This window comes from Paraburkholderia antibiotica (genome assembly GCF_012927125.1).
In the GTDB taxonomy this organism is placed as follows: Bacteria; Pseudomonadota; Gammaproteobacteria; order Burkholderiales; family Burkholderiaceae; genus Paraburkholderia; species Paraburkholderia antibiotica.
This window is the reverse complement of the sequence record NZ_JABBFZ010000017.1, coordinates 18,482-45,229: the sequence shown is the minus strand read 5'-3', so window position 1 is coordinate 45,229 and position 26,748 is coordinate 18,482. Positions and strand designations below refer to the sequence as shown.

Annotated in this window: 20 protein-coding genes; 9 read left to right on the top strand and 11 right to left on the bottom strand. The window is 66.5% G+C overall.

Annotated elements, in window-relative coordinates; genetic code table 11:
• The first annotated feature begins 81 nt into the window (after nucleotides 1-81).
• The 3 genes from HHL14_RS24175 (at nucleotide 82) to HHL14_RS24165 (ending at nucleotide 2,947) form a co-directional block, all read left to right on the top strand.
• Complete coding sequence (locus HHL14_RS24175) at nucleotides 82-1,104, top strand: quinone-dependent dihydroorotate dehydrogenase (protein WP_169500111.1); 1,023 nt, start codon at nucleotides 82-84, stop codon at nucleotides 1,102-1,104.
• A gap of 126 nt (nucleotides 1,105-1,230) precedes the next feature.
• Nucleotides 1,231-2,025, top strand: a complete 795-nt coding sequence (locus HHL14_RS24170; protein WP_169500110.1) for a cystine ABC transporter substrate-binding protein — start codon at nucleotides 1,231-1,233, stop codon at nucleotides 2,023-2,025.
• A gap of 262 nt (nucleotides 2,026-2,287) precedes the next feature.
• The gene (locus HHL14_RS24165; RefSeq protein WP_169500109.1) at nucleotides 2,288-2,947 is read left to right on the top strand and encodes an amino acid ABC transporter permease; all 660 of its coding nucleotides are present in this window, start codon (nucleotides 2,288-2,290) and stop codon (nucleotides 2,945-2,947) included.
• A gap of 83 nt (nucleotides 2,948-3,030) precedes the next feature.
• On the opposite strand, the gene HHL14_RS24160 is transcribed toward HHL14_RS24165, so the two are convergent.
• From HHL14_RS24160 to HHL14_RS24135, 6 genes are all read right to left on the bottom strand, one after another.
• Nucleotides 3,031-4,086 carry a Gfo/Idh/MocA family protein gene (locus HHL14_RS24160; RefSeq protein WP_169500108.1) on the bottom strand — a complete coding sequence of 352 codons (1,056 nt, stop codon included), beginning with the start codon at nucleotides 4,084-4,086 and terminating at the stop codon, nucleotides 3,031-3,033.
• Between the two features lie 221 nt (nucleotides 4,087-4,307).
• The gene (locus HHL14_RS24155) at nucleotides 4,308-5,027 is read right to left on the bottom strand and encodes a FadR/GntR family transcriptional regulator (RefSeq protein ID WP_169500107.1); all 720 of its coding nucleotides are present in this window, start codon (nucleotides 5,025-5,027) and stop codon (nucleotides 4,308-4,310) included.
• Nucleotides 5,028-5,735: 708 nt separating this feature from the next.
• Nucleotides 5,736-7,322 (bottom strand): mannose-1-phosphate guanylyltransferase/mannose-6-phosphate isomerase, encoded by a 1,587-nt coding sequence (locus tag HHL14_RS24150; protein WP_169500106.1) that lies wholly within the window; start codon nucleotides 7,320-7,322, stop codon nucleotides 5,736-5,738.
• Nucleotides 7,323-7,440: 118 nt separating this feature from the next.
• Nucleotides 7,441-7,707, bottom strand: coding sequence for a hypothetical protein (locus HHL14_RS24145; protein ID WP_169500105.1), 267 nt, complete (start codon nucleotides 7,705-7,707; stop codon nucleotides 7,441-7,443).
• Nucleotides 7,707-9,590 (bottom strand): alpha/beta fold hydrolase, encoded by a 1,884-nt coding sequence (locus HHL14_RS24140; protein ID WP_169500104.1) that lies wholly within the window; start codon nucleotides 9,588-9,590, stop codon nucleotides 7,707-7,709. The genes HHL14_RS24145 and HHL14_RS24140 overlap by 1 nt, the downstream gene beginning before the upstream one ends.
• A gap of 235 nt (nucleotides 9,591-9,825) precedes the next feature.
• The gene (locus HHL14_RS24135; RefSeq protein WP_169500103.1) at nucleotides 9,826-10,836 is read right to left on the bottom strand and encodes a glycosyltransferase family 2 protein; all 1,011 of its coding nucleotides are present in this window, start codon (nucleotides 10,834-10,836) and stop codon (nucleotides 9,826-9,828) included.
• A 244-nt stretch (nucleotides 10,837-11,080) separates the two neighbouring features.
• Here HHL14_RS24135 and HHL14_RS24130 point away from each other — a divergent pair, with 244 nt between their 5' ends.
• Nucleotides 11,081-12,550: an oligosaccharide flippase family protein gene (locus HHL14_RS24130; protein ID WP_169500102.1), complete on the top strand. Its 1,470-nt coding sequence runs from the start codon at nucleotides 11,081-11,083 to the stop codon at nucleotides 12,548-12,550.
• Between the two features lie 165 nt (nucleotides 12,551-12,715).
• Here HHL14_RS24130 and HHL14_RS24125 read toward each other — a convergent pair whose 3' ends face one another.
• The 5 genes from HHL14_RS24125 to HHL14_RS24105 all read right to left on the bottom strand — a co-directional run bounded on the left by HHL14_RS24125 (nucleotide 12,716) and on the right by HHL14_RS24105 (nucleotide 19,799).
• A complete protein-coding gene (locus HHL14_RS24125) occupies nucleotides 12,716-15,073 on the bottom strand; it encodes an NHL repeat-containing protein (RefSeq protein WP_169500101.1) in 2,358 nt (785 codons plus the stop codon).
• A 13-nt stretch (nucleotides 15,074-15,086) separates the two neighbouring features.
• Nucleotides 15,087-16,208 (bottom strand): glycosyltransferase family 4 protein, encoded by a 1,122-nt coding sequence (locus HHL14_RS24120; RefSeq protein WP_169500100.1) that lies wholly within the window; start codon nucleotides 16,206-16,208, stop codon nucleotides 15,087-15,089.
• Between the two features lie 272 nt (nucleotides 16,209-16,480).
• Nucleotides 16,481-17,656 carry a glycosyltransferase family 4 protein gene (locus HHL14_RS24115; RefSeq protein WP_169500220.1) on the bottom strand — a complete coding sequence of 392 codons (1,176 nt, stop codon included), beginning with the start codon at nucleotides 17,654-17,656 and terminating at the stop codon, nucleotides 16,481-16,483.
• 11 nt (nucleotides 17,657-17,667) lie between these two features.
• Nucleotides 17,668-19,266: an O-antigen ligase family protein gene (locus HHL14_RS24110; RefSeq protein WP_169500099.1), complete on the bottom strand. Its 1,599-nt coding sequence runs from the start codon at nucleotides 19,264-19,266 to the stop codon at nucleotides 17,668-17,670.
• On the bottom strand, nucleotides 19,266-19,799 hold the full coding sequence (locus HHL14_RS24105; RefSeq protein ID WP_169500098.1) for a GNAT family N-acetyltransferase: 534 nt from the start codon (nucleotides 19,797-19,799) through the stop codon (nucleotides 19,266-19,268). The genes HHL14_RS24110 and HHL14_RS24105 overlap by 1 nt, the downstream gene beginning before the upstream one ends.
• A 388-nt stretch (nucleotides 19,800-20,187) precedes the next feature.
• Between HHL14_RS24105 and HHL14_RS24100 the strand changes: the two genes are divergently transcribed.
• Genes HHL14_RS24100 through HHL14_RS24080 form a run of 5 tightly spaced genes read left to right on the top strand, consistent with a single transcriptional unit; the run spans nucleotide 20,188 to nucleotide 26,610 of the window.
• Complete coding sequence (locus tag HHL14_RS24100; RefSeq protein WP_169500097.1) at nucleotides 20,188-20,439, top strand: acyl carrier protein; 252 nt, start codon at nucleotides 20,188-20,190, stop codon at nucleotides 20,437-20,439.
• Entirely contained in the window at nucleotides 20,436-21,737 is a 1,302-nt protein-coding gene (locus HHL14_RS24095) for an acyl-CoA dehydrogenase family protein (protein WP_169500096.1), read from the top strand. The genes HHL14_RS24100 and HHL14_RS24095 overlap by 4 nt, the downstream gene beginning before the upstream one ends.
• The gene (locus HHL14_RS24090; RefSeq protein WP_169500095.1) at nucleotides 21,738-22,793 is read left to right on the top strand and encodes an amino acid--[acyl-carrier-protein] ligase; all 1,056 of its coding nucleotides are present in this window, start codon (nucleotides 21,738-21,740) and stop codon (nucleotides 22,791-22,793) included.
• On the top strand, nucleotides 22,790-23,884 hold the full coding sequence (locus HHL14_RS24085) for a DUF1839 family protein (RefSeq protein WP_230413173.1): 1,095 nt from the start codon (nucleotides 22,790-22,792) through the stop codon (nucleotides 23,882-23,884). The genes HHL14_RS24090 and HHL14_RS24085 overlap by 4 nt, the downstream gene beginning before the upstream one ends.
• Before the next feature lie 53 nt (nucleotides 23,885-23,937).
• Nucleotides 23,938-26,610, top strand: coding sequence for a glycosyl hydrolase 2 galactose-binding domain-containing protein (locus HHL14_RS24080; protein WP_169500094.1), 2,673 nt, complete (start codon nucleotides 23,938-23,940; stop codon nucleotides 26,608-26,610).
• Nucleotides 26,611-26,748 lie beyond the last annotated feature (138 nt).

The following is a 26,748-nucleotide window of genomic DNA, read 5'->3' as shown; positions in this document are numbered from 1 at the left end:
CCGCGCAGCCCATCCCGCCTCGCCCGCGTCTAAAGCCGGTAAAATAGCGGGTTCCCATTTTCCGGCCCCCGGCTTCATCCCGTGCTCAGTTCCCTTTACCCGCTTATTCGCGCCCAACTCTTTCGCATGGACGCGGAAGACGCCCACCACCTGACCTTGCGCATGCTCGGCGCCGCCGGTCGCACCGGCCTCGCCAGCGCGCTCGCGGCGCGCGTGCCGGATTCGCCGCGCACCGTGATGGGCCTGACGTTCCGCAACCCGGTCGGGCTCGCGGCGGGTCTCGACAAGGACGGCGCGTGCATCGACGGTCTGGCGGCGCTCGGCTTCGGCTTCATCGAAGTGGGCACGGTGACGCCGCGCGCGCAGCCCGGCAATCCGCGCCCGCGCATGTTCCGTCTGCCGCAGGCGAACGCGGTGATCAACCGGATGGGCTTCAACAACGCCGGCGTCGACCAGTTCGTGAAGAACGTGCAGGCCGCACGCTATCGCGGCATCCTCGGGCTGAATATCGGCAAGAACGCCGACACACCGATCGAGCGCGCCGCCGAAGATTATCTGTACTGCCTCGAGCGTGTGTACCCGTTCGCGAGCTACGTGACGGTCAACATCTCGTCGCCGAATACGAAGAACCTGCGCCAGCTGCAGGGCGCGGGCGAACTCGACGCGCTGCTCGCCGCGCTGAAGGACAAGCAGCAGCGCCTCGCCGACATGCACGGCAAGCTCGTGCCGCTCGCGCTGAAGATCGCGCCCGATCTCGACGACGAGCAGATCAGGTCGATCGCCGACACGCTGCTGCGCCACCAGTTCGAAGGCGTGATCGCGACCAACACCACGCTGTCGCGCACCGCCGTCACCGGCATGCAGCACGGCGACGAAGCCGGCGGCCTGTCGGGCAAGCCGGTGTTCGACGCCTCGAACGAAGTGATCCGCAAGCTGCGCGCCGAAGTCGGCGAAGCGGTACCGATCATCGGCGTCGGCGGAATTTTCTCGGGCGAGGACGCGCGCGCGAAACTGGCGGCCGGTGCGTCGCTGGTGCAGCTTTATACGGGCTTCATCTATCGCGGCCCGGCGCTCGTCGCCGAATGCGCGCAGGCACTGCGTTAAGTCAGCCATCCACGTCGCATAGGCATATAGACATACTCAAACGATATTTAGATTTCGATAGTCTCGTTTGTTATGCTTGCGGCCGTTAAAACGTCAGACGTCCACCGACGCACACAAAGGAACACGATGAAAGTTGGCCTGCTGAAAAAGCTTTTCGCCACCGCGCTGATCGGCGCGTCGCTCACCGCCGTCGCCGCGCACGCGGAAGACCTGCTCGACCAGGTCAAGCAACGCGGCACGCTGCGCATCGGTCTCGAAGGCACCTTCCCGCCGTTCAACTCGAAGGCGCCGTCGGGCGAACTGGTCGGCTACGACGTCGACATCGCCAAAGCAGTCGCCGCGAAGCTCGGCGTGAAGCCGGAGTTCGTCACGACCGAGTGGAGCGGCATCATCGCCGGTCTGCAGGCGGGCAAGTTCGACGTGATCGTCAACCAGGTCGGCATCACCGACGCGCGCAAGCAGACGCTCGACTTCTCGGTGCCGTACACGTACTCGGCCGCGCAGCTGATCCAGCGTAAGGACGACAACCGCCAGTTCACCTCGCTCGACGACCTGAAGGGCAAGAAGCTCGGCGTCGGTCTCGGCACGAATTACATGGACATGGCGAAGGCCGTGCCGGGCATCGACGTGAAGACCTACCCGGGTGCGCCCGAGTATCTGCGCGACCTGGCCGCCGGCCGGCTCGACGCGGCGTTGAACGACCGTCTGATGCTCGCGTACCTGCTGAAGAACTCGCAGCTGCCGCTGCGCACCGGCGCGAACGTCGGCTCGGCGCCGCCGTCGGGCATTCCGTTCAGGAAGGGCAACCCGAAGTTCGCGAAGGCAATCGACGACGCGATGGCCCAGCTCGAAGCTGACGGCACCTTTACGAAGATTTCGGACAAGTGGTTCGGCATCGACGTGAGCAAGCCGATCAAGTAAGACGCACGTCGTGCAACCGGAGGGCGGCATCGTCGGCGATGCCGCCCTTCGCTTTTCTGCGGCAACGGCATGCAAATCGCGGACTACGCGCCGCGAGCCTCAGGCCAACTTAACCACCCCAGGCCGCGCCGATGTATCGCCGACACCGCCGCGCGCCGCCCGAAGCGCGTCGCGTATACCCCGATCTGCGTCGCGCAAGCCGCACGATAACGCGCGCCAAAGTTTATGATGTGCGCTTTGTGCGCCAACCAGTACACCGTCCATGTCCATCACTTCCCTGCTGATTCAATCGCTGCCCGTGCTCGCACAGGGCGCGTTGCTGACGGTCAAGTTCGCGGTCCTGTCGATGATCTTCGGCCTGATCGGCGGCGCCGTGCTCGCGCTGATGGGTATCAGCCACAGCCGCCCGCTGAACTGGATCGCGCGCGTCTACGTGAGCGTGATGCGCGGCACCCCGCTGCTCGTGCAGATCTTCGTGATTTACTACGGTCTGCCGAGCTTCGGCATTTCGCTCGATCCGACGCCGGCCGGCGTGATCGCGCTGTCGGCGAATGTCGCCGCGTACCTGTCGGAAAGCATGCGCGGCGCGATTCTCGGCATTCACCAGGGCCAGTGGCTCGCCGCCTATAGCCTCGGCCTGTCGCGCCGGCAGACGCTGCGCTACGTGATCGCGCCGCAGGCGCTGCGCATCGCGGTGCCGAGCCTGTCGAACAGTCTGATCAGCCTGATCAAGGACACCTCGCTGGTCTCGGTGATCACCGTGACCGAGTTGCTGCGCAGCGCGCAGGAGATCATCGCGTCGACCTATCAGCCGTTGCCGCTCTATCTCGCCGCGGCGGCCGTCTACTGGGTGCTGTGTCAGGTGCTCGAATGGGCGCAGCGCTGGTACGAGCGGCGTCTGTCGCTGCCGACGCGGCACTGAGCACTGCGGCGTTTCTTTATGCGCGCGGTCGTTCTTGCGCGCATCGATTCATTCGCCGCTGCTTCGCCCCTGCCGCGCTCCGCTCACTCGCCGGCGAACTTCAGCCCGAGCGCCGCGCGCGCCGCATCGGCCATCGCGATCATCTGCAGCGACGTATCGTGCGGCATCAACGGACTTTCCAGCCGACCCGCGCGAATCAGTTCGCAGAAGTGCGCGGTCTCGTAGTTCAGGCCACCGCCTTCGAACGGCTCGTCGAGTTCGACGACGCGGCCGTCCGCATAACGGATCGTCGCGCGCGACGGATTCCACCACGGCTCGTGAATCGTCACGTGTCCGCCCTTCGCCATCAGCAGCGCATCGCCCTTGCCATGCAGATCGAGCCCGCAGAATAGCTGCGAAATACCGCGCTCGTGCTGGCTGTTCAGACTCGCGAACGTATCGACACCGCTCGGGCCGAGCCGGCCGAAGGTCTGCACGTCGCGTGGCGCGCCGAGCCAGTCGACCGCGAGAAACATTTCGTAGATGCCGATGTCGAGCAGCGCGCCGCCCGCATGCTCGAACGACAGCGACGGATGATCGTCCGGCACGCCCGGCACCGAGCAGCCCGCGCGCACGAGACCGACCTCGCCGATCGGCTCGGCCGCCAGTTGCGCGCGCAACTTTCTGTAGAGCGGATAGAACGGCGGCTTCATCGCTTCCATGAAGAGCCGTTGCGACGCGCGCGAGACCGCGAGCACGCGTTCGAGCTGCGCGCGATTGATGGTCGCCGGTTTCTCGCACAGCACGTGCAGGCCGGCCTGCAGCGCGGCGATCGCGTAATCGGCGTGGCTGTCCTGGACGGTTGCGATATAGAGCGCGTCGATGCCGCTCGCGAGCAACGCGTCGAAGCTGTCGCACACCGTGCCGCCGAACTCATCGGCGAAAGCCTGCGCCGGTTGCGCGCGACGCGACCACAGAGCGGCGAGCCGCGCGTGCGGCACGTAAGCGAGTCCTTGCGCGAAACGACGCGCAATCCGGCCGGTGCCGACGATGCCCCAGCGAATCTCGCGATTGTCCTGTGATGAACCGGCGTCCGCCGTCGTTGCGTGAGCTGTCGTATGTGCGCTTGCTGCGTGGGATGCCGTCGTCGTGTCTGTCATCGTGTCTGTCAGGGTCCATGCGGTTCGAAACAAGCCGCTATTGTCGCGCATGCCGCACACGAGCGCGTGTCTGCGCGGCGCGGCCGGTTGCATCCCCGGCCATGCCCTTCGACACTCGCACATCCCTACAGATAGTCGCGCGCCCCGCTATCCGCGCATCGACACGCCCGCCACCTCGCCCGACGACAGACGCCCCGGCCAGGCTCATACGCTCACACGCTTCACACGCGCGCCGGCGGCTCCGCCGAAAAGCGGCCGCCGAGCTCCTCGGCGGTGGAATCGATCAACGCGAGCGAGGCCATTTCGGCATCCTTCGGATCGCGCCGCTCGATCGCCTCGACCACCCGCTGATGCGACGCGAGCGCGCTCTCCCACAGCCCGTCGCGATCGCTCATGATCGGATTCACACTGGCCAGCGCGCCGCGAATGATCGCCGCCATCTGCCTGAAGAACTGGTTGCCGCTCGCGATCACGATGCGTGTATGGAACAGTTCGTCGGCGGCCTGGTAGCTGCTCTCGCCGGGACGAATCCCGCGGAACGCCTCGAACGCCTCGCGGATCGCCGCGATCTCGGCCGCACCGCCGCGCGCGGCCGCCTGCGCCGCCGCGCGTGGTTCGATCAGGATGCGGAACTCGATCACGTCGCGCAGAAACATCGGATCAGGCTTCGCGCGAAAGCGCCAGTTGACGACGTCTTCGTCGATCATGCGCCAGTCGCTCATCGGCCGGATGCGCGTGCCGATCTTCGGCCGCACGTCGAGCATGTCGCGCGCGAGCAGCATCGACAGCGCCTCGCGCATCACTGTGCGACTCACGTCGAACTCTTTCGACAGGACGTCCTGCGGCGGCAGTATCGCGCCGTATTTTTCTTCGACGATGCCGGTGACCAGTCCGTCCATCACTTTGCTCACCAGCGAGCGATCCTTGTTTGCCTGTTCCATAACACTCTCCCCGCAGCGGTGTTGACCCCGCGTAGCCTGTTGATTGAAGGGCCCGTACGTACCGTTCTTATGCAAATCGGATCGTTTTACGATACGTTGCTAGCTTCGAAACAGATGCGCCAGTTGGGACACTTCCTGACAGGGTTATCCCTCTGAAGAATTGTTTCGTTCGTGTAACGCGGCCTGTTTCGACGGGCTCGAAGCTTGCTCTTCAAGCGTGCCTGTGTTGAGGGGCTTACATCGTGCGAATACGCACGTTATGAGATGAAATTGTCTGAATTAGGCGAACGTGCGAAAACGCCGTGAAAACGCCATGAACGCACGGGTTCGTTGGAGCGTCGGTCGTTGATACGTCCAGGCGGCCGAGCTGAAGCGCACGCTCGGAGCCGCCGGCTAGCGTGACACGCGCTCAGTGACGCGGCGGCGACCGGCGGGCGCGGGATAGCGCGATCGCTGCATGAGCGTTAGCCCGAGCGCGCTCCCCCCACATGAACGCCCGGGCCACCATCGCGTGAAACGAGTGGCCGCGGCCGCTCGACTCCGCAACCTCGCGACAGTGGCGGCCGCGTAGCACGCCGGGCGCCGCGCACATCGAGAAAGCGCCGTTCGTCGAACGGCGCTCCGGTTGGGTCGAGGGCCGGGTGATTGGCTGGTCTGGTGATCGCGCTGGTTCTGGTCTGGTTTTATCCCAGCGATCGAATCGACGACTCAACGGCCCGACGTGCCGTTGCGCGCCGCGCCGCCGTCGCTGCCCTCACCGCGGCCATACTGATCGTCGAAACGCACGATGTCGTCTTCGCCGAGATAGCTGCCCGACTGCACCTCGATGATCTCCAGCGGCGTCTTGCCCGGATTTTCGAGCCGATGTTTGACGCCGAGCGGAATGAAGGTCGACTGATTCTCCGACAGCAGGAAGCGCTCTTCATCGCGCGTGACGAGCGCGGTGCCGCGCACCACGATCCAGTGCTCGGCGCGATGATGATGCATCTGCAACGACAGCCGCCCGCCCGGCTTCACGACGATGCGCTTCACCTGAAAACGCTCGCCGCGTTCGAGCGAATCGTAAAAGCCCCACGGCCGCCCGACCTTGCGATGTTCCTCGGCCTCGCTGCCCTGCTGCGCCTTCAGACGACCGACGATCGCCTTGACGTCCTGCACGCGATCCTTCGCGGCGACCAGCACCGCGTCGGCGGTCTCGACCACCACCACACCGCTCACGCCGACGCACGCGACGAGCCGGCCATCCGAATGCGCGAAGCTATCGTGCGAGCCGTCGAACATCACGCGACCACGCGCGACGTTGCCGTCCGCATCCTTGCTCGACGCATCCCACACCGAGTCCCACGCGCCGACGTCCGACCAGCCCGCGTTGAGCGGCACCGTCACGCCGACGAGTCGCGCGTCGGTGCCGATGCGCTCCATCACCGCATAGTCGACGGAATCGGCCGGGCACGCGGCGAAGGCGTCGCGCGCGAGATGCAGCGCGCCGTCGCCATCGACGTTCGCGCGCTCGAACGCATCCTTGCAGGCCGCCGCGATCAGCGGGCGACACAGCGCGAGCGCCGCGAGCCACACCGACGCGCGCACCACGAACATGCCGCTGTTCCACCAGTACTCGCCCGACGCGAAGTAACGTTCAGCGAGTTCCGCATCGGGCTTCTCGACGAAACGCTCGATCGCGCGCGCGCCCTGGTTGCCGAGCGCCGAGCCGGTACGGATGTAGCCATAGCCGGTCGCCGCGCGTTGCGGCGGCACGCCGAGCGTGACGATCGCGCCGCGCGCCGCATGCACGAGCGCTTCGTTCAGCGCCGCGCCGAACGCGGCGTGATCGGCGATCAGATGATCGGCGGGCAACGCCACCAGAATCGGATCGTCGCCGTCCGCCGCCGACGCGCGCGCGGCCAGCGCCGCAACCGTCAGCGCCGGTGCGGTGTTACGCGGCACCGGTTCGAGCAGCATGCGCACCGGCTTGCGGTATTGCTCGACGCGTTCGAGCGTCGGCAGCCGTAATTCCTCGCAACAGACCAGGAGCGGCACGGCCGGCGGCGTGGTGCGCGCGGCATCGTGCGCGGCCAGCGTGAACGCGTCGTCGAGTCGGCGCAGCGTCGCTTCGAGCAGCGATTCGTCGCCCATCAGACCGATCAGCTGCTTCGGATTGCGTTCGCGCGACAGCGGCCACAAGCGCGTGCCCGAGCCGCCCGCGAGAATCACCGGCTGCACGGTCAGCGGCGCGGGCGCGCTGGCAGGTCCAGCCTGCGGCACGAGCGGATTACCTGGTTCTACTATTCGGTTCATGATGCGATTCCGTAGAGTTCTAGTCTGTCTGGTTCAAGGGCCGGCATGACGCCAGGAATTGCCTCGCGGTCGCAATCGTTGTCTGTTGGTTTTCCGTTCGTCCGCGCGTCGGTCGAGGTCAGTCGACGCCGAGCGCGGCGAGCGGTTTATGAGTCATGAAGTAAAGCCACCACGCGTCGCCGTCTTCGAGCGGATCGGTCGTGCGGCGGTCGGCGATCCGCTCACGCACGTCGCTGTGCCGATAGCGTTGCGCCGTCGCTCGCGCGCAAAGCGGCCGCGCGTCGCGCCAATCCGCAACCGACGCGCCGCCTACGCCGCCTACGCCGCGTGGACAACCCGCGCCGCCGCAACGACGCACGCGAGCGGCTCGGCGCGCGCTCGCCATCACGCCTCTCCGAACGGACGCAGCCCGCTGTCGGGCGTGGTCCGCCATTGGGTCATGCCCGCTTCCTCGCACTCGCTCTGCGGGTTGCGCGACTCGTCGTCGGTCGTCGCAATAACGGGCTCGCGCAGCTTCGTGAAGCCGCCGCGATAGACGTTCTCGACGTACGACATGATGTTTTCCTGCGCGCCCGACGACAGGATCGCGTGATCGGTATGCTTGCAGAAGGCCACGTGGACATGCTCGAAGCGCCGCATCCGCGCGCCGCGTACGCCGAAGCAGCGTTCGAGTTCCTCGACGCCTTCGTCGAGCACGCCGAACACCAGATGCGTATCGACGCCCTGCTTATCGAGGCTGGCAAACAGATGCCGCTCATCGCTCGCGCCAAGCTCGACGCCGAACCAGCGGTCGAGCCGATCTGCGCAGGTCTCGCCGACCCGCGCGAACAGCCGCACCGTCAACTCGCGCACCAGTCCCAGACCACCGGTCTCGCCCTTGAGCACACGCAGCCACTTGCGCGGCTGCGTCATCGAGCGCATGTAGTTGCGGGTCGAGCCGAACGCGGAGACGGGGATCATCGGCTTGCCGTGTTCATCGCAGACGTTCTTCCATTTGAACTTCTGCACGTTGACGAGCACCGCGCCGAGCACCGCGTCTTCGCGCGCCGCCGCATGCAGACCGACGTACGCGCCCGAGCAGATGCCGACCAGCACCGCGCCCGCGTGACCGCGCGTGGCCAGCCAGCGCGCCGCGCAGGCGGCATCGTCGACGCTCGACTGCGCGTACAGATCGTCGAGGCTCACCATCTCGACCGACGGCATGCTGTCGCCGAGGTAGCCCACATCGATACGCAGCGACGCGATCCCCTGACGCGCGAGGCGCCGCGCGAAATGCACGCCGAAACGCGCATTGCCGATACGCGATACCGCGCCCGTGTTCAGCAGCACCACCGCGGGCGCACGCGCGGCGGCCACGCCATCGGGCAGGCAGTAGATGCCGGCCACCTTGCCGCCGTTCAGCCACACCGGCGTCTCCAGCAGCCCGGCCTCGACGTAGTGGCCGCCCGCCGCATCTTCGCCGCGCTGCGGGATCGCGGCCGGCGTGCTCGCGAGCGGCGCGCCGCCTGCCGCGAACCAGTTTTCGATTGCCTCGAACGCCGCATGCGGCTCTTCGCTGTCGAGCGACTCCAGCATGAAGCGGCTGTATTCGTCGAACGGCCGGCGTTCGATCTCAACGCCATGCTGCGCGTAGTGCGCGGCCAGCGCGTCCATGCGCGCACCGTTCAACGAATCGAGCAGCAGCACGCGCACGGCCGGACGGTTCGTGTCGCGCAACAGTTCGAGCGAGCGCAGGCTGTCGAGCGTGTCGCGATACATCCGGAAACCGTACGCCTCGACGAACTCGTCGGTTTCGGGCTCGACCATGCAATCCATCGCGGCGGGCAATGCCAGCCACTGCCGGTAGTGCGCGCGCAATTCGCGCTGATAATGCTTGCCCGACATCACCGGCGACATCAGCACAAGACCCTGCACGTCGCCCAACTCCTGCGCGGCGAGCGCGGCGAGCGTGCCGCCCAGACGCAGACCGCACAGACTCACGCGCTCGACGCCGGTCGCCGCGCGCAACTGCGTGACCGCCTGCTTCACGCTGTCGATCCACGCGCGCCACAAACCCGCATCGGTCGGGTCGCCGGCCGAATCCCCCGTGGCCGGATAGTCGAAGCGCAACACCGGCATGCCGCGCGCGGCAAGACGTTCGGCGAGCCGGCGCATGCCGCGATATGTGCACAGCGCGTCGTAGCCGAACGGGGAACACATCACAACGCCATCCGGGCCGTCCGCTGGATGCAACCAGCCGAATTTGCCGTCGAAGACGATGGGTCTCACAGTACACTCCTCACGAGATTTTTCTTTCAAGTATTACAACAAAGCTTGCCGCGCGCATATGTGCGTCCCGCCACATTGTTCCGGACTCCGATGCAAGCCCAGCGGCGCAGACGGTATGCGATGCGATGCAGCATGCCGCGCGATGCGAGCGCGACTAATGCGATTCATGCCCCTCACGCGCCCCCCGATTCGCGTGGCACATGACTCACACAACCCGAACGGCGCGCGCTTCGCATTACGCGAGGCGCCCCCGAGCGGGGCTCGCGAACGTCGCGCGCGCGGCGAGCATCAGGTGATAGAGAAAGCGCGCGCGCAACCGCTCGCGCAGCGGATAGTGCTTCGACAACAACACCCGCCATGCACCGGCTGCCTCGCCGGCGCGGGCATACGCGGACGCCGCGCGCGGCGCGATGCGACGCAACGCGTCGGCGCGCGCGGCCTGCGCGGCGGGCGGCACCGCGCTGTCGCGCAGTTGCGCGAACGCATGCATCGCCGGTAATGCGTGCGTGGAAATCGACAACGCAGTCTCGCGCGACACCGACACGAATTCGTCGACGAAATACACGGCGCTCGCCTCGACGCACAGGCGCAAGCCGAAGTCGAAGTCGCACGCGTCGCCGACTTCGCTCCGCGTGCGATAACCAATGCGACGCGCCGCGAGCGTGTCGACCAGATAGCCGTTGTTCGGAAACATCTGATCGATGCCGGCCAGCGCGGGCACCGCGAGCCGGCCGGCTCGTTCTGGCACGCGGCGGTAGTCGCGGTTCAGGCGTTCGGTCGCGTCCGGGCGAGCGCTGCCGTCGTCGGCGATCACGCGCTGGGTGCCGAATGCAGCGACCAGATCGGGATGCTCTCGCCAGCACGCGTCGAGCGTGCTCAAAGCAGTCGGCTCGAGCAGATCGTCGTCATGCAGCAGCACGAGGCGCGCGCCGTGCGCACGCGCGAACAGCCGGTTCACGTTGGCCGCCTGACCGAGCCGCGGCGCATTGCGCCGGTAGCGGATCGGCCGGTCGCAACGCGCGTGCCACGCTTCGACGACCCGCTGCGCGCTGTCGTCGCGCGAATCGTCGCCGACCACGATTTCGAACTCGCGATACGTTTGCGCCGCACAACTGGCGAGGGCCTGCTCGAGCAGAGCGGCCCGATTGCAGGTGGGAATGCAGATCGAGATCAGCCGCGCCCTTGCTGCACTTGCCGCGTTTTCTGCCTGCGCCGCGCCGCTCTGCCCGTGATTCAGTTCAACCATGCCAACTCCGGAAGCCGGTTCGTGCGACAGCCCGTGGCCGGGCGGCACGTTACCTTAAGACAATTGACATTTAACCCCCTCCTGTTAGTGCCTATCTGTTCGGCCACCCACACAGGCACGCGGCACACCAGGGCAAGATGCAAGACTCGCGGCGAATCGCCACCGCGCGCCGTGGCGCGCCCGCGCGGCCGCCGTGCCGGGAAAAATCACACGATTGCAAGCCTCATCGGTCGGACTGCGAACTATGGAAAGAAGTATCGTCAGGAACATCTTCATCAACTTTGCCGGAGCCGTCGCACCGACCTTCGTTTCCCTCGTGACCGTGCCGGCCTATATCCATCTGCTGGGTGCCGCGCGTTACGGCGTGATCAATCTGGTCTGGACGCTGATCGGTTACTTCAGCGTGCTCGATCTCGGCACCAGTCTCGCCACCGAAAACCAGATCGCCAAGGCACGCGCCGCCACCGACGATTCGATCGAGCGCATCTTCTGGAGCGCGTGGTTCATGAATCTCGGTACCGGCATCGTCGGCGGCGTGCTGATCTATGTCGGCACGATCATCTACATCACGCACGGCGTGAAAATCGAACCGACCTTCCAGCACGAAGTGATGGCGAGCCTGCCGTGGATCGCGGCGGCCGTGCCGATCGCCAACGTCTCGTGGGTGTTCGCGGGCTCGCTCACCGGCGTCGAGAGCTTCACCAGCTATAACATCAATCAGACGATCGGCACCGCGCTGTTCCAGCTGTTCCCGCTCGCGGCGATCTTCATGTTCTCGGCGTCGCTCGCGGTAGTGATTCCGGCCTGTGTGATCGCACGCTTCGTCGGCGGGTTGATGCTCGGCGTCGCGGCGTTTCGCGCGCTCGGCATTCGCCGCCTGCGTCTACCGCAATGGCACCTGATGGCCGAGCTATTCCGCTACGGCCGCTGGATGCTGATGTTTTCCGGCGCCAACATGATCGCGTCGACGCTCGATCGCGTGCTGATCGGCGCGCTGCTCGGCGCGCGCTTCGTCACCTACTACGCGACGCCGCAGAACCTCGTCACGCGCCTGAACCTGCTGCCGGGTGCGATGGCGCGCACGCTGTTTCCGCGTCTGTCGGCAGCCTCGCGCGCCGATGCCGATGCGCTCGCGCATAGCTCGCTCGCGTTTCTGAACGGCGCGTTCACACCCTGCGTGATCGTCGCGCTGTTCGCGCTGAAGCCGTTTCTGCTGCTGTGGCTCGGCCCGACGATGGCCGCGTCGGCGCCGGTCGCGAGCGTACTGATACTCGGCGTGTGGCTCGCCGGCCAGTCGAGCCTGCTCGGCATCCTGATCCAGGCGCAGGCCAACCCGGCGTTCGTCGCCGGCGTGAGCTGGCTGCAACTGCCGTTCTTCGCCGGCGCGCTCTGGTGCGCGATCCACTGGTTCGGGCTCATGGGCGCCGCGGTCGTGGTCGTGCTGAAAGCGCTGCTCGATTATTCGATACTGCTTGCGTTCGCGAAGCTGCACGTGTGGTCGATCGTGCGCAATATGCTCGCGCACCTCGCGTTCCTGATCGTCGCGCTCGTACTGGCGGATTCGATCGGCGCGCTGCCGGTGGCGATCGTCGTCGGGCTCGCGTTGACCGCCGCGAACTTCGGCATGTCGCTGCATGGGTCGAGCGAATTGCGGGCCGCGTTTTACAAGGCATGGACACGCTTCGTGCCGTCGACGAAGCAGGCCGAGGGCTAGCCGCGCTGCGTTGCGTTGCCTCGCGTTGCGCCGTGGCACGCGGCGCTTGCGAAGAGTTGGCGTTCGGAGATTCGGTGCGCGTCGCGTTGTGACACGCGAGATCGTGCCGTCAGGTCGACGATGCCGTTGCCACCCGTTTGTGCCGGATGAGCCACACGAGCGTCTTCATCGGTTCGCGACTACTCCGGAAGGATCGCGAGAAACAGTCGAGACGGTGGCGGCCGCCGTCGCAGGCGTGAAGCGATACATCAACACCTTGCCGTGCGCGTCTTCCTCGACGAACACCAGGTATTCGCCCGAGTCGAGACGATGCGCGGTGATCGGCATCGGCACGTCGGTCCAGCCGCTCGTCTCGCCCACCTCCTTGCCCGGCGCGAACCGGCCGATCTCGCGCCCGTTCGCGCGGTCGTAGACGCGCACGATCGCGCTGCGCGCTTCGACCGCGAACAGATAGTCGCCGGCCTCCGCGAAGCCGCTAAGAGATAGCGACGCGGGCTTGCTGAGACTGGGCAGATCGATCATGTAGCGCAGTACCGGTTGGCCGCTGCTCCAGTGGTCGTAACGCGCGAGCTGCGTCCCCAGGCTATTCCAGTTGTCCTGATTGAACGGACGCGCGGGCGTCGAACCGGCGATGAACATGACGTCGTCGTCGGCCGAATAAATCAGGCGGGCGATGTGATTGAACGGCGCGGGAAACGGATACTCGCGCATCGCATCGTACCGGTAGACCGGATTGCCGAGCTTGTCGAAACCCTGCAACGGAAAACGGCGGATGCCCTTTGCTTCCGTGCCCTGCCAGATGTCGCCATGACGGTCGACCCACCAGCCGCGCAGAAGCGGCGCATCGCCGCGGCTCGGGCTCTGATCGAACGCGGCGGCGGAGAAGTCGCCGTTGCCGCCGATGTCGCGCCAGATCCATTCGCCGTGCGCCGGCTGGTTCGGCGGCCATGCGCCGTCGATATGCTCCTGCGTGAAAAAGCCCGCCGGAATCGCCGTCTCGCGGTCGGCGGCGAAGCGGTAAATCCGTAAGTACGACGAGTACATATCGGTCGTATAGAGCAAGCGGTGGCCGCGCACGTCGCGCACCATCGGCATGCCGCGCTGGCCGCCCAGGTAGAGATGAAAGTACGGGTCATACGGATAGCGGAAGCGGTCGGCGGTGTAGCCCGCATACGCCCACTCTTCGCCGGGCGCGCGCGACAGATCGAGCGTGAAGCGTTTGCTGCCGCTATACACGGAAGGCGACTCGCCGTCGACGAACTGCGCACCGTCGATGAACAGGAGTCCTTGCAGACTGAAGCGCTGCGCGCCGTCGGGCGTATAGCTTTCGAGCAACGCGCCGTCGTAGGTGCTGGGACCGGTGCCGATTGGACGCGGCCCCGCGCCGTTCATCGACACGTACAGATTGCCCGCGCGGTCCACGCCGACGCCGGTCAGGCCGTTGAACCGGCGCGGCCCTACCGCGCCCGCGCGACCCGAGTAGATGCCGCCCTGCTCGCCGAAACTCGCGGATAGCCGCATGGCGGTGCGGGTGGTGTTTGTAGCGCCCAAGGTGCCTGCCGGATCGGCGGTGAAAATCAGAATCTGCTGGCGCGCGCCGTTATCGGCGACTAGCACGCGGCCGTGCGTATCGACCGCGAGATCGACCGGCACCACGCCGTCGGGCAGCGTCAGCTCGCCGAGGCGCGCGCCGTCGCGCGAACGATGCACGACGCGCCTCGCCGTGTCGCCGCGGCTGTTTTCGATGATCCACAGCGAGCCATCCGTCGCGAGCGCGATACGGCCCGGCTCATGCACCGCGAACGCGCCGACCGGCTGCATGGTTTGCGCGTCGAACACCTGCACGCGATTGTCGAGCGCGTTCGAGACGAACAGACGCGTCTCGTCGGCGGCTAGACCGCGAATCGCGTAATCGGTTTTCGCGGCATAGCGCGAGATCGGCAGAAACGCGAGACGGCTGCCGCCTGGAAACTTCAACTGCCCGGCGAACGGCACGCCGTCGCGGATATCGGCGCGGCTGCGACGCGACACGCCGCTCAAGACTTCGCCTTCGGGCGGCGTCGGCCGACGCTTCGCTTCCTCGTTGCCAAGGCTCACGATCGTCTGCGCGGCGTACACGTAGTCGTCGTTCGCGGCGATCGCGTCGCCACCCATCATGCCCCAGCCGTGCGACTCGCCGCCGTGACGCACGAGTTCGCCGCCACGGTACTGGCCGAGTTCGCCGCCGCCCTCGTCCCATGGCGCATTGGTGAACACGTCGCCGTCGGGCGTGACCGCGAGCGCCTGCACGTCGATCTGCATCCAGCGCTGATCGCCGTAACCCCACGTATTGCCGATCCACGAGGTTCGCCACGTCAGCGACCGATGCGTGGCCGCTGCCCGCATGGCATCGCGGCGATCGGGCGACACCCCATGCCCGCTCGCATCGTCACCACCCGACGCCGCGAGCAGCGCGACGAGCGGCAACGCCAGCGCGGCCGCGCACACCAGCCGCTCGACGGTCTTGCGGGCAGGACGTTGCATCGCGACGGCCGGCTCAGAACACGCTGATCGCTTCGCGATAGACGTCGGCGACCTGCGCGGCCACGACCGGCCGGTCGAAATGACGGCGCGCATACGCGCGGCACGCGTCGCTCGTCGGCAACACGCGCTGGCCGAGCAACGCCTCGGCGATGCCCTCGCCGATCGACTTGTAGCCGCCCGACGGCAGCACCAGTTCGGCCGAGAGCGGCGCCACCGCTTCCGGCAGACCACCGACCGGCGTAACGAGCACCGGCGTGCCGGCCGCGAGCGATTCGATCGTCGTGAGTCCGAAGCCTTCGAGCGACACGGTCGGCACAATCGACAGATCGGCTGCTCGATACCACAGCGGCACGTCGTCGTCGGGCACGAAGCCGGCGAGCCGCACGTGCCCGTCGAGTCCGCGCGCGCGGATACGCGCCTGCAACTGCGCTTCGAGCGGTCCCTTGCCGGCGATCGTCAGCAGCACGTCGGGCAGTTGCGGCTTGACGACCGCCATCGCGTCGATCAGGTCCTCGAGACCCATGCGCGACACCAGCCGGCGAATGCAGAACAGCAGCGGCCGGTCCTGCGGCAAGCCGAGCCGCTCGCGCGCCTCGCGTTTGCCGAGATCGATATCGAAGTGCCCGATGTCGACGCAGCCCGGCACGAGCCGAATACTGTCCTCGGGCACACCGTAGGTCTCGTGCAGCAGCCGCCCGAACGCGCGCGACAGCACGATGTGGCGCGTCGCGCCGCGATATACGAAGCGTTCGAGCGCGACGCGCGCGGCGCGCGACCAGCCGCCTCCACCGCCCGGATGCGATTCCGCGCCCCACGGCCCGTGAAAATGCACGACCTTTGGCACGTGGCGAAATACGCCGACGGTCGGCGCCGCGTACAGCGCGAAATGCGACGCGACGACGTCGGGCATCTTCGCCGCGCGCAGCGACAGCGACTGCATGCGCGAACCCCACAGCCGCGTATGCAGTTGCGCCTGCGCGTCGGCGAACGACCACACGCGTCCACCCGACGCGTCGAACACGCCGGGGCTACCGGCCACCATGCCGCGTACGCCGACGCCCTGCGCGGGCAGCGTATCGATCAACGACTGATACATGCGGTCGAGGCCGCCGGGCCGTTCGTTGAACCAGTGCATGCCGATCTGCAGCGAATCGATCGCAGGCTTCGTCGGGCTGGTTTGCGCAGTGTTTTTCGGGGTGTCTTTCGTGAAGTCCGGCCTGATCCTGCCAGCGGCATCCTTCGACGTCCCGCGGGTCGCGTCGCCGACGCTCCGCCTGGCGGTTCCCTGCGCAGCGCCCTGGGTCACGCCTTTGACGGCGCCTTCGACTGCTGCTTCAACGGCTCCGTTAGCTGCTCCTTTAATCATCCTTTCACGACTCCCCTTCGCGGTCCTTCGCATCGTCCTGCTCATAGCTTCACCGATGCCGTCGCGCGCGCCGGCACCGCCTGCGCATGACGCTGCGCATACACCTGCGCGTAGACGGCGAGATAGCGCTCGGCCATCGCCTGCCAACTGAGCGTCGCCGCGACGCGGCGCGCGGTTTGCCCGAGACCTCGGGCGTAAGCGGGGTCGCTCGCGAGCCGCACGATCGCGGCGGTGAGCGCCTCGGCGTCGTCCGGGTCGTCGAGCACGATGCCGCTACCGGACGTAATCACCTCGGCGCCGCCCGCGGTGCGCACCGTGATCACCGGCAATCCGACCGACAGCGCTTCGAGCAGCACCAGCCCCATCGGCTCGTAGCGCGACGGAAACACGAACGCATCGACCGAGCGCATCAGCGCGGGCATGTCCATCACCATGTCGGTGAAATGCACGCGCCCGCTCAAGCCGAGCGATTGCACGAGCGCCGGATACGGGCTGTTGTGCAGAATCCCGGCCACCGCCAGATGCACGTTGGCGGGCGTCGCCACGAGCGCGTGCAGCACCGTGTCGAGGTTCTTGCGCGACATCCGCAGATCGCCCGCGAACAGCAGCATGAACGGCGCCTCCGGCAGACCGAAGCGCGCGCGCTCGGCGGGGCCCGGCGTGAATTCGTCGACGTCGACGCCGTTATGGATCACCTGCATGCGCGATGCGTCGATGCCTAACGCGCCCACTTCGCTCGCGACTCGCTGCGAAACCGGCACGATCACTTCGGCGTGACGAAATGCCCACTTCTCGCAGACGATATTCAGCAGTGTGTAGATCACCTGATACGCTTGATAGAAGCCGCGCAGCAGACGGAACGGAAAGAAGCCGCAGCGATACCAGCCGTCGTGCACGAAGTGCGCCGCGTTGACGTCGGCGCGCGCCCATGCGATGAAGCCGTTCACGTGCACGATGTCGAACTCGTCGCGATGCGCGCGAATCCACGCACCGCTGCGCCACGCGAACATCTGGTATTGCAGCAGCCGGCTCGGCAGCCGGCTCGGCGCGATCGGCACGAAACGCACGCGCGGATGGTCGAGCAGTTCGGGGGCCGCCTCGGAAGCGAGCAGCGTCACGCGATGACCGGCCGCCAGCGCGGCCTTCACGATCTCGTAGTTGACCCTTCCCTGCCCATCGTTTTTCTTCACCGCATGGGTGACGATCAGAATCCGCATGCTGTTGTTTTTCATCCTGCTGTGTGGGTGCTTATCGTTGTCGTTGTGCGTTGTTGGCGCTTCGGGTCCGGCGCGGCGGCCGCGCGATTCGCGCCGCGGCCTTCGCGCGCATAGCGCAGCGAAATCACCGGCAGCGTCGCGCCGATGAAGAAAAGCATTCCCGCGACCGCGGTCAGCGTGTTGACGAACACCATCTGCGAGACGATCCCGAGCGCGACGCCGACGCCCGCATTCGCGAACAGGTCGCCGGGGCGCTGACGGCTCGCGCGAAACGCGCGCCACAGCAGCATCAGCACGCCGCTCACGTACAGCAGCGTGCCGGGCCAGCCCATCACGTACGGCACTTCCATCAGACCGCTGTCGAAGTCGGTCATCGTCTGCACCGCCGAGTTGTCGGAGAGCTTGGTGCCGACGCCGGTCGTGCCGAGCCCCTGCCCCGCGATATTGGTCAGCGCGGACGCGAAGAACGTCTTGTAGAACTCCGAGCGCACCTGATAGCTGTCGTCCTGACCGAGGTTCTGCATGCTGTCGAAGCGTGCGAGCACCGGCGTCGCCACCTGATCGACCATCATCAGCGGCGCGACCATCAGCGCGAGACCGAACACCGCCGCGAGCATCCGCAGACGGTTCCTGCCGTCGAGCATCGCGAACGAATAGATCAGCGCGACCGCGAAGCCGCCCCACGCGCTGCGCACGCTGGTGAGCAGCAGCACCGGCACGCCGATGCAGCCGAGCACGATGCGCATGCGCCCGCGCGCGGCGAGCGAGGTCAGCAGAATCGACATCAGCGTGACCGCGAACGGGCCGCACGAATTCATCGTGCTGCTCACGCGCATGCCAAACGGCACCGCGTGCCCTTCGGATTGCATCTTCGACGACATCAGCCAGAACGCGTCCCACGGCATCGGCGAGACGAATTCGACGAGGCCGTACACGCTCATCAGGAGTCCGCCATAAATGAAAGTCTTCAGCAGCACCCGGTGATAGTCCGGATAGTGACGCCACGTGACGATCAGATAGAACGACACCAGCACCGGATAGAGCCAGTTGATCAGCGTGAAGGTCGCGCCGAACGGTCCCACCTGCGCCGCGCCGACCACGAACGCATAAAACAGCGCGATCACGATCAGCACGAGCGGCGCGGCACGCCGCTGGCCGAGCTTCGACATGTGCTTGAGCAACGTCAACCCGGTCAGCGACACCGCCGCGAGCGGCGCGATCATGATCGGGCTTTGCGCGTTGAACGCGCCGTCGACGAAATCGGCGAGCCGCCGCACTTCCGGCGACAGGAAGAACAACCAGCAGACAAAACCCAGGTAATGCGCGGGCGAGCGCAGATACAGCACCAGTGCGACGCCGATCGCGCCCGCCGGATACAGATATTCGACGAGACGCCCCTGATGCAGCAGGATCAGCGCGAGGGTGATGCCGAACAGCAGCAGCGGCAGACGCAACGGATAGCGCAGACCCGGCGCCGCGTCGTCCACCGACTTCGAGGCGGGGGAAGAAGCCGACGCGACCTCGGCCGGCGAAAGCGTCGCACGCGTTCTGTCTGACGACTGCGGCACGCCGAGCCGTGCGCTCGACGGCGTAACAAGCACACGCGGCATTACAGCAGCTCGAAGGTATTCACGAACGGCGCGTCGTCGCGCACACGGCGCCGCGAACCGAAGCGCGGCGGCGTACCGCGCAGCTGGCGTGTGAGGCCGATAAACGGCACGCCGTGCTCGAGGTACGGCCCCTCGGTCTTACGAAAGCCGAACTGCTCGTAGAAGTCGCGCAGACCGAGCGGCGCGCTCACCCGCGTGGCGCGGCCCGGCCAGCGTTCGGCCACCGCATCGAGCACGCGCTCGATCAGCATCTCGGCGGTGCCGTCGCCGCGCCGCAGCGGGCTCGTCAGCACCTTGTCGATCATGACCTCCGGATCCTCGGAGTCGCCGGGCTGCACGCGCGCATAGGCGAGAATCGGCATCGGCCGCGCCATGTCTTCGGTTGCGAAGACGTGCAGCGCATGCTCGTCACGACCGTCGGCATCGAGGCAGACGTGCGACTGTTCGACCACGAACACCGCGCTGCGCGCGCGCAGCACGACGTACAACTCACGCGCGGATAGCTGCTCGAATTCCAGCGTTTTCCAGTTCATCAAGCTCCTCCAGCGGTCAACGGATTGCGGGACCGCACCCTGCCCCGCAGACCGGATGACGGGCTCGGGCATGACGGTCCATCGTCACGGGCTACACGGTACGTCCGCGAAACGCGTGTTTCCGTGCGGCATCGCACTGACGCTGGGCTTTGACAATTCTTAAATACCAGCTACCAGCGCACGGCCCACAATGCGCCCGTTGGCGGGGATGGCTCGAGGGGTGTCATCACCGCACGACGGCGCCGCGGCGCCATGTGCCAACACCGCGCGGCTTGCACGCCGCCTGGACCGATTACAAGCAAAACCATCACGACGAAAAGCGACGTGCTGCGATCGTTTTACGTCGGCATTAACCGTTAGACCTTTGGACCAGAAGGGGACCACCCAAATGAAGACAGCCCTGAGACGTATCCTTTCCGAATCCGCCCGCCTGGACGTTCCGGTAGAGAGTCTCCCCGACGACGCCGATCTTTACGCCGCCGGCCTCTCGTCCCTCGCGACCGTACATCTGATGCTCGCGATGGAAGACGAATTCGACGTTGAGATTCCCGACCGCATGCTCACGCGCCGCCTGTTCTCGAGCATCGACGCGATGGCGGCCGCGATCGCCGAACTGCAGCAGGCAAAGGCGGCAGCATGAGCGCGCCGCTGCTGGACCCGGCCGCCGTGGCGGCCGCAACCGGCACGCCCGCCGCCGGCATGGAGGCCAGCAACAGCGCGAGCGTCGCCGCGCTGACCTCGCTCGCTCCCGAACCCGCATGGCGTGCCGCGGCGCATCGTTGCGCCGCGATCGCCGCGCATCACGCCGACGCGGTCGATCGCGACGCGCGCTTCCCGGTCGAGGCTTTCGACGCGCTCAAGCGCGAACGTTTGCTCTCGGCGATGGTGCCCGCCGCGTACGGCGGCGCGGGCCTCGCGCTGGCCGAGATCGGCGCGATCTGCGAGATCCTCGCGCAGGGCTGCGCGTCGAGCGCGATGATCTATGCGATGCATCAGATCCAGGTCGCCTGTATCGACGTCCATCGCGGCAATTCCGCATGGCATGCGCGCCTGCTCGAGCAACTGGTCGAACAGCAATGGCTGCTCGCATCCGCGACCTCCGAGGAAACGATCGGCGGCAACCTGCGCACCAGCGCCTGCGCGATCGAGTTCGATGGTGCGTGCTTTCGGATCGAAAAGCTCGCACCGACGATCTCGTACGGCGCCGCCGCCGACGTGATCCTCGTGACCGCGCGGCGCAGCGCCGACGCGGCCGCCGCCGACCAGGTACTGGCCGTCGCGCTGCGCGCCGACCTCCAGCTCGACAAGCGCGGCATGTGGGACTCGCTGGGCATGCGCGGCACCTGCAGCGAGGGCTTCCGGCTCGTCGCCGGCGGGCTGGCCGAACAGGTCCTCGCGACGCCGTTCGCCGACATCGCCGACCAGACCATGCTGCCGGTTTCGCACACGCTGTGGGCGTCGGTCTGGACCGGCATCGCCGCCGACGCGGTCAATCGCGCGAAGGCGTTCTTCCGCGCCCAGGCGCGCGCGAAGCCCGGCACGATGCCGCCGGCCGGCCTGCGGCTCGCCGAGGCGGTCGGTCTGCTGCAGATGATGCAGGCGCGGCTATCGGTCGCGTTCGAGGCCGCGCGCAATGCGCGTCAGTCGTGCCACGACGAGCCCGGCCAGCAGGCCGACGCGCCGCTCGCCGCACAACTCGGCTTCGCGGCGGACATGAACACGCTGAAGACCAGCATCTCAACCACCGCGCTGCAGGTCGTGCAGGAAGTGCTGATGATCTGCGGCATGGCGGGCTACAAGAACGGCACGCCGTATAGCGTCGGCCGGCATCTGCGCGATCTGCACTCCGCGCCGCTAATGATCAACAACGACCGTATCGCACAGAACACCGCGAGCCTGTTGCTTGCGCAACGTCCGGCCGCACCGGGGAGACATTGAATGAATCTGATGACCGACGCCGCGGCCGCGGCGGCCGCCGACGCCGCCGAGTTGGGGCCTTCGCTGACGCTGCGCGACGAGATGCTGGCCGCCGGCCTGCTGATCGATACCGGCGAGAATGGCCTGTATGGCCGCAGCCAGACTTTCGAAGACGTGCTGGACCGTTTGAACGTCGCGATCACGCAACTGGGCAAAGATCAGCAGCCCGAAGTACTGCGCTTTCCGCCGGCGATGCGCCGCACCGACTTCGAGGACAGCGAGTATCTGAAGAGCTTTCCGAATCTCGCCGGCACGATCCATTCGTTCTGCGGCAACGACATGGGTCACCATCGTCTGCTGCGCGCGCTCGACGATGCGATGGCCGAACGCGACGACGACCGCGACGACGCGTGGATGGAGCAGCAGAAGCCGACCCGCGTGGTGCTGACGCCGGCCGCGTGCTATCCGATCTATCCGGTGATGGCGCGACGCGGGCCGCTGCCCGCCGAGGGCCGCACCGTCGATGTGCTGTCGTACTGTTTTCGCCATGAGCCCTCGCTCGATCCGGGCCGCATGCAGATGTTCCGGCAGCGCGAATACGTGCGGCTCGGCAGTGCCGAACAGGTGATGGCGTTCCGGCAGATGTGGATCGAGCGCGGCGAGCTGCTCGTCGAGCTGCTGAAACTGCCGGTCGAAGTGGATCTCGCGAACGACCCGTTCTTCGGCCGCGGCGGCAAGATCGTCGCCGATAGCCAGCGCGCGCAGGCACTGAAGTTCGAGCTGCTGATCCCGGTTGCGGATCCGCGCGGCAAGACCGCGTGCCTGTCGTTCAACTATCACATGGACCACTTCGGCGCGATCTGGAAGATCGTCTGCGACGACGGTTCGGTCGCGCATACCGGCTGCGTCGGCTTCGGCATGGAGCGCATCACGCTCGCGCTGTTCCGTCATCACGGGCTCGACGTGAACGCGTGGCCCGACGAGGTGCGCGCGCTGCTGTGGGGCGACACCGAAGCGCGCGTCGCCCACGCGATGCAGATGACACAGACCGCAACCGCCGGCGGGGACCCCGCATGAATTCGCCGTCGACACCGGCGAGCGGCGACACGCTGGCGAGCTCGCCGCTGCCGCGGCGCGCGGGCAGCGTGCCGGCTCATGCGCCCTATCAGGTGCCCTCCGGGCTCGCGCCGCGCGTCGGCGCGAGCCTGTACGAACACGTGCAGCACGTGCCGCACGTGCTGCATCAGGGCGAGCGCGTGTGGCAGGAGACCAACTGCTACGTCGATCTGTGGATCGAACTGCTGCATGGCTTCGGGCTCGATCCGCGCGCGGCGCTGGCGTTCACCGTCACGCAGGATTTCGAGGGCGATCAGTTCACCTTCTTCAAGTTTCCTCTCGACGATCTCGACCGGCTCTACGGCATTCAGGTCCAGGAACTCGCAATCTACGACTCGCTCGAATCCCGTGTGCTCGCGCAAACGTTACGCGGCCATACGGTGCTCGCCGAAGTGGATGGCTATTACCTGCCCGACACGCGCGCGACCTCGTATCGCCGCGAGCATCCGAAGACCACCATCGGCATCGACTTCGTCGACATCGCCGCGCGTCGCATCGGCTACTTCCACAACGCCGGTTATCACTGGCTCGAAGGCGAGGATTACGACGGCGTGTTCCGCAAGCTGCCGCATTTCGCCGGGCAGCCCGACCTGCTGTTTCCGTACGTCGAGTTCGCCAAGCAGGCGCGGCCGGCGCTCGAAGGCACCGCGCTCGCGGATACGTCGGCGGAACTGTTGTGCGTGCATCTGGATCGGCGCCCGCTCGTCAATCCGATCTCCCAATGGCGGGCCGCGTTTCCCGCGCATCTCGACACGCTGTTCGAGCGCGACGAGGCGTACTTCCATCTGTACTCGTTCAATCTGATGCGCCAGCTCGGCGCGAATTTCGAGTTTCTGTCGAAGTATCTGCTGTGGCTGTTCGCGCAGGGCTTCGAGATCCCGCCGACGATTCCGGCGGCCGCGCAGCGGATCGCGTCGGAGTCGATGGTGATGCAGTTCCGGCTGGTCCGCGCGATCGCGCGTGGCCGCCGCGACACTTGCGAGGACTGCTTCGACGTGCTCGAAAGCGCCTATGAAAAGACACTGCCGCCGCTAGCCGCGCTGGTGCGTTAGCGGGTGCATTACCGCGCGCGGCTCACGCCGCGCGGTATTTCCGGGAATTTGCCGTGGATGTATCGACACTCGATCCGGCGGCTGACGAAGGCGGCGCCGACCGCCCGCTCGCAGCGCCCGCGATCAGCGAAGTAGCTTCAGGGGGCACGCCGGACGCATCGGCCGAAACGAACGACGCCTTGGCGCTTTCGCTTTCGTTGTGGCCGCAACGACTCGACACCGGCTGGCAATGTCTGAGCACGCCGCCGCATGCGTATGCATCGCCCGCCGACTTGCCCGCGCAAGGCTGGCTCCCCGCCCAGGTGCCCGGCACAGTCGCCGGCGCCCGTCGCGCCGCCGGTCTGCTCGACTTCGATCACCCGCCTCCATTCGCATTCGACGATCACTGGTATCGGCTCACGTTGACCGGCACCGGTCGTCGACGTCTGCGCTTTCATGGCCTCGCGACACTCGCCGAAGTGTGGCTCGACGGCGTCAAACGACTCGACTCCGAATCGATGTTCGTTGCCCATGATCTGGACATCGAACTGAATGGCCACGCGACGCTCGCGCTGTGTTTTCGCTTTCTGACGCCAGCGTTGGCGGCAAAACGCTCGCGTGCGCGCTGGCGCCCACGGCTCGTGTCGCCGCCGACGTTGCGCAATGTTCGTACTACGCTGCTCGGCCACATGCCGGGCTGGTGTCCGCCGATCCAGCCGGCCGGTCCCTGGCGTCCGATCGAGCTGCTCGGCGACGCGCCGCACGCGTTCGACACGATTGATCTGACCAGTCGGCTCGAGCATGAAGATGGGGTTGTTTCGTTGACGTTACGTTTCGTGCATCCCCATGACGCCACCGCCTGCCGCGCGACATTTTCATGCGGCGATCACCTCGCGTCGCTGCGCTGGGACGATGCGCACACGTTGAGCGGTGAAGTGCGCGTGCCGGATGCGCAGCGCTGGTGGCCGCATACGCATGGCGAGCCCGCTTTATATCCTCTCACGTTGCAGCTCGAAGACGGCCGCGTAAGCGCTCATGCATTGGGTTCGATCGGTTTTCGTCGTATCGAAGTGGAGCGCGGCGAGGATGGTCTCGGCTTCGCATTGCGCGTGAACGATGTGCCGGTGTTCTGCCGCGGCGCCTGCTGGACCAGCGCCGACCTCGTCACGCTCACCGGCACCGAAGCGCAATTGCGCAACGCGTTCGAACTCGCGCGCGCGGCCGGCATGAACATGCTGCGCGTCGGCGGCACGATGTTGTACGAATCCGATCTGTTTTATGCACTCGCCGACGAATACGGCCTGCTGATCTGGCAGGACTTCGCGTTGGCGAATTTCGACTACCCGATTGACGCTGCCTTCAGCACGCTGATCGAAAGCGAGGCGAGTCAGTTTCTCGCGCGTACGCGGCGTTTTGCGTCGCTTGCCGTGCTGTGCGGCGGCAGCGAAGTCGAGCAGCAGGCGGCGATGTTCGGCCTGTCCGAGGCGAAGCGTGTCCAGCCGCTCTTCACCGAATTACTGCCCGCGCTCGTCGCGCGCGAACGCGCGGACGTGCCCTACGTGAGCAACTCGCCCTCGGGTGGCGTATGGCCGTTTTCGACTAACGAAGGCATCACGCACTACTACGGCGTCGGCGCCTATCAGCGCCCACTCGACGATGCGCGTCGCGCGCGCGTGCGTTTCGCGGCCGAATGTCTGGCGTTTGCCAACATCCCCGACGACGCGACGCTGCACGACGTGCTCGGCACGATCCACACGCACGATCCGCGCTGGAAAGCCGCCGTGCCGCGCGACCCCGGCGCGGGCTGGGATTTCGACGACGTGCGCGACCATTATTTGCAGACGCTTTACGGCATCGAGCCCGCGCGGCTGCGCTACGAAGACCCGGCGCGCTACCTGGCGCTGTCGCGCGCGGTGGTCGCCGAACTGATGGGCACCGTGTTCGCCGAATGGCGGCGCGCGGGCTCGACGTGCGGCGGCGGCCTCGTATGGCAGTTGCAGGATCTGCGCGCCGGCGCGGGCTGGGGCCTGATCGATGCGACCGGACGGCCCAAGAGCGCGCTGCACGGCCTCGCGCACGCGTTGCAGCCGCTCCAGGTCACGTTCACCGACGAAGGCCTCAACGGTCTCGACATTCATCTGATCAACGAACGTGCGCAAACGTTTTGCGGCGAGCTGGAACTGGTCTGTCTGCGCGACGGCAGCGTCAAGGTCATGTCGGCGCGCCGCGCGGTCGAACTCGCACCGCGCAGCATGGCCTGCCTGAGCGCGGCCGAGTGTCTCGGCCAGTTCTTCGACTTCACCCACGCATACCGCTTCGGGCCACGTCCCCACGATGTCACGATCGCGACGCTGCGCGACGCGGCGAGCGGCGCCATCGTTTCCGAAGCGTTCCATCTGCCCGAACCGCGTCTGCAGGAGCGTCATGATCTCGGTATGACGATTAGCGTCGAGCCGCGCCACGCGGCGGACGGCACGCCGTACGGCTGGCAGCTCGCGATCGAGACGAAGCGCTTCGCGCGCTTCGTGCACATCGTCGATCCACACTATCGGGCCGCGCGCGACTGGTTTCATCTCGCGCCGAACCAGGCCTGCGTGGTGCCGCTGATTCCGCTCGCACCTGGCTTCGCCATAGGCGAATTGGTTGCGCCCGCATCCAACCCGCGCTTTAAAGCGGATGAAACATTCGCCGCACCGGCCGGCGAAGTGCACGCGATCAATGCGACATCCGCCATCTTCTACGGTTAGGGTTATTCCGCGCTAGTCGCATCCACGCGAATCGCATCGAAGCTCGCGTTACGCGAATTTAACTGTCTGTTCTGTTAAATCAGTGTTGGCTCCCATCTGACTTTTTCCGCTCCATCGACGCCCCGTAAGGGGCCTCGG

What these genes read in the sequence shown, in the direction of transcription:
- HHL14_RS24170 (WP_169500110.1), top strand. Translation starts at nt 1,231, where the DNA reads ATGAAAGTTGGCCTGCTGAAAAAGCTTTTCGCCACCGCGCTGATCGGC.
- HHL14_RS24165 (WP_169500109.1), top strand. Translation starts at nt 2,288, where the DNA reads ATGTCCATCACTTCCCTGCTGATTCAATCGCTGCCCGTGCTCGCACAG.
- HHL14_RS24160 (WP_169500108.1), bottom strand. Translation starts at nt 4,086, where the DNA reads ATGACAGACACGACGACGGCATCCCACGCAGCAAGCGCACATACGACA.
- HHL14_RS24155 (WP_169500107.1), bottom strand. Translation starts at nt 5,027, where the DNA reads ATGGAACAGGCAAACAAGGATCGCTCGCTGGTGAGCAAAGTGATGGAC.
- HHL14_RS24150 (WP_169500106.1), bottom strand. Translation starts at nt 7,322, where the DNA reads ATGAACCGAATAGTAGAACCAGGTAATCCGCTCGTGCCGCAGGCTGGA.
- HHL14_RS24145 (WP_169500105.1), bottom strand. Translation starts at nt 7,707, where the DNA reads ATGGCGAGCGCGCGCCGAGCCGCTCGCGTGCGTCGTTGCGGCGGCGCG.
- HHL14_RS24135 (WP_169500103.1), bottom strand. Translation starts at nt 10,836, where the DNA reads ATGGTTGAACTGAATCACGGGCAGAGCGGCGCGGCGCAGGCAGAAAAC.
- HHL14_RS24130 (WP_169500102.1), top strand. Translation starts at nt 11,081, where the DNA reads ATGGAAAGAAGTATCGTCAGGAACATCTTCATCAACTTTGCCGGAGCC.
- HHL14_RS24125 (WP_169500101.1), bottom strand. Translation starts at nt 15,073, where the DNA reads ATGCAACGTCCTGCCCGCAAGACCGTCGAGCGGCTGGTGTGCGCGGCC.
- HHL14_RS24120 (WP_169500100.1), bottom strand. Translation starts at nt 16,208, where the DNA reads ATGCACTGGTTCAACGAACGGCCCGGCGGCCTCGACCGCATGTATCAG.
- HHL14_RS24115 (WP_169500220.1), bottom strand. Translation starts at nt 17,656, where the DNA reads ATGCGGATTCTGATCGTCACCCATGCGGTGAAGAAAAACGATGGGCAG.
- HHL14_RS24110 (WP_169500099.1), bottom strand. Translation starts at nt 19,266, where the DNA reads ATGCCGCGTGTGCTTGTTACGCCGTCGAGCGCACGGCTCGGCGTGCCG.
- HHL14_RS24105 (WP_169500098.1), bottom strand. Translation starts at nt 19,799, where the DNA reads ATGAACTGGAAAACGCTGGAATTCGAGCAGCTATCCGCGCGTGAGTTG.
- HHL14_RS24100 (WP_169500097.1), top strand. Translation starts at nt 20,188, where the DNA reads ATGAAGACAGCCCTGAGACGTATCCTTTCCGAATCCGCCCGCCTGGAC.
- HHL14_RS24095 (WP_169500096.1), top strand. Translation starts at nt 20,436, where the DNA reads ATGAGCGCGCCGCTGCTGGACCCGGCCGCCGTGGCGGCCGCAACCGGC.
- HHL14_RS24090 (WP_169500095.1), top strand. Translation starts at nt 21,738, where the DNA reads ATGAATCTGATGACCGACGCCGCGGCCGCGGCGGCCGCCGACGCCGCC.
- HHL14_RS24085 (WP_230413173.1), top strand. Translation starts at nt 22,790, where the DNA reads ATGAATTCGCCGTCGACACCGGCGAGCGGCGACACGCTGGCGAGCTCG.